Here is a 2,366-nt window from a genome sequence, read left to right as displayed (position 1 = left end):
CAAAAAGATCTGGGCATCGACGCGGTCACCCTCGGCTATATCTTCTCTGCCTTCGGTTGGGCCTACGTGGCCGGGCAAATTCCCGGCGGCTGGTTGCTCGATCGCTTCGGCTCGAAAAAAGTCTATGCCCTGAGCATTTTCACCTGGTCGCTGTTCACCGTGCTGCAAGGCTTTGTCGGTGAGTTCGGCATGTCCACGGCGATTGTTGCGCTGTTCATGCTGCGCTTCCTCGTCGGTCTGGCGGAGGCGCCATCCTTCCCGGGCAACGCGCGCATCGTCGCCGCGTGGTTTCCGACCGCTGAACGCGGCACCGCTTCGGCGATCTTCAACTCGGCGCAATACTTCGCCACCGTGCTGTTCGCGCCGCTGATGGGCTGGATCGTCTACAGCTTTGGCTGGGAGCACGTGTTCATTGTCATGGGCGTGTTCGGCATCGTCTTCTCGGGGATCTGGCTCAAGGTTATCCACAGCCCGCGTCAGCATCCGATGGCCAACGCAGCGGAAGTGCAGTTCATCGCCGACAACGGCGGCATGGTCGACATGGACCAGAACAAAGGCAAAAAGGCTGACGGGCCGAAGTGGGATTACATTCGTCAGTTGCTGACCAACCGTATGATGCTCGGCGTGTACCTGGGCCAGTACTGCATCAACGGCATCACTTACTTCTTCCTGACGTGGTTCCCGGTGTACCTGGTGCAAGAGCGTGGCATGACCATTCTCAAGGCTGGTTTCATCGCCTCGTTGCCGGCGATCTGCGGCTTCATCGGTGGTGTGCTCGGCGGAGTGATTTCCGATTACCTGCTGCGCAAAGGGCATTCGCTGACCTTCGCCCGCAAGGCGCCGATCATCGCCGGGTTGCTGGTGTCCAGCAGCATCGTGGCCTGCAACTATGTCGACGTTGAATGGATGGTCGTGGGTTTCATGGCGTTGGCGTTCTTCGGCAAAGGCGTGGGCGCGCTGGGCTGGGCGGTGGTCTCCGACACCTCGCCAAAACAGATCGCCGGCCTGAGCGGTGGCCTGTTCAACACCTTCGGCAACATCGCTTCGATTACCACGCCGATCGTGATCGGCTACATCATCAGCTCCACCGGATCGTTCAAATGGGCGCTGGTGTTCGTTGGTGCCAACGCACTGGTTGCGGTGTTCAGCTACCTGGTGATCGTCGGCCCGATCAAACGCGTGGTACTCAAAGAGCCGCCAACCCATGGCGGTACTGAAGCCACCGGCAAATTGTCTCAAGCGCATTCCTGAGGAGCGGCGTCATGCAGTTGATTGAACATTCCGACTCGCCGCGCTACATCCGCCTGCACGAGCGGGACAACGTAGTGATTGTGGTCAACGACCAGGGCGTGCCGGCCGGCACCGAATTTCCCGACGGTCTGGTGACCGTGGATTTTGTACCGCAGAGCCACAAGGTCACCCTCGCAGACATTCCCGAGGGCGGCCAGGTGATTCGCTACGGCCAGACCATCGGCTACGCGTTGCAGCCCATTCCGCGCGGCAGTTGGGTCAAGGAAGATCAACTGCGCATGCCGACCGCGCCGCCGCTGGACAGCCTGCCGCTGTCCACCGAAGTGCCGCCCGCCCAGGCACCGCTGGAAGGTTTCACCTTCGAGGGTTATCGCAATGCCGACGGCACTGTCGGCACGCGCAACATTCTCGGGATTACTACCACGGTGCAGTGTGTCACCGGTGTGCTCGATCATGCGGTGAAGCGCATCAAGGACGAGTTGCTGCCCAAATACCCGCACGTCGATGACGTGGTGGCGCTGACCCACAGTTACGGCTGCGGCGTGGCGATCACCGCCACCGACGCCTACATCCCGATTCGCACCGTGCGCAATCTGGCGCGCAACCCGAACCTGGGGGGAGAGGCGCTGGTGATCAGTCTCGGTTGCGAGAAATTGCAGGCCGGGCAGGTGATGCACGAGGACGACGCTTCGGTTGATCTGAGCGAGCCGTGGCTGTATCGCCTGCAGGATTCCAGTCACGGTTTCACCGAGATGATCGAGCAGATCATGGCGCTGGCCGAAGTCCGCCTGAAGAAGCTCGACCAGCGCCGCCGCGAAACCGTGCCGGCGTCCGAGTTGATCCTCGGCATGCAGTGCGGCGGCAGCGATGCGTTTTCCGGAATCACCGCCAACCCGGCACTGGGCTACGCCTCGGACTTGCTGCTGCGTGCAGGGGCGACGGTGATGTTTTCCGAAGTCACTGAAGTGCGCGATGCGATCTACCTGCTGACTTCACGTGCCCAGAGCAAAACTGTCGCCGAGGAACTGGTGCGCGAAATGGACTGGTACGACCGTTATCTGGCCAAGGGCGAAGCGGATCGCAGCGCCAATACCACGCCGGGCAACAAGAAGGGC

The 2,366-nt window shown here is 61.2% G+C and carries 2 protein-coding genes; both read left to right on the top strand.

All coding sequences use genetic code 11. The annotated features are described in order from the left end of the window. The coding region (locus tag DBR24_RS15375) for an MFS transporter (protein ID WP_146189056.1) at positions 1 to 1,251 on the top strand (1,251 nt) is incomplete at its 5' end. Positions 1,252 to 1,262: 11 nt separating this feature from the next. Further along, a partial coding sequence (locus DBR24_RS15370; protein ID WP_256591519.1) for a UxaA family hydrolase occupies positions 1,263 to 2,366 on the top strand: 1,104 nt, incomplete at its 3' end.

The sequence above is a fragment of the Pseudomonas sp. HMWF006 genome, from assembly GCF_003061205.1.
In the GTDB taxonomy this organism is placed as follows: domain Bacteria; phylum Pseudomonadota; class Gammaproteobacteria; order Pseudomonadales; family Pseudomonadaceae; genus Aquipseudomonas; species Aquipseudomonas monsensis.
Note: the sequence above shows the minus strand (reverse complement) of the source record. Positions and strands in the feature narration are given on the sequence as shown.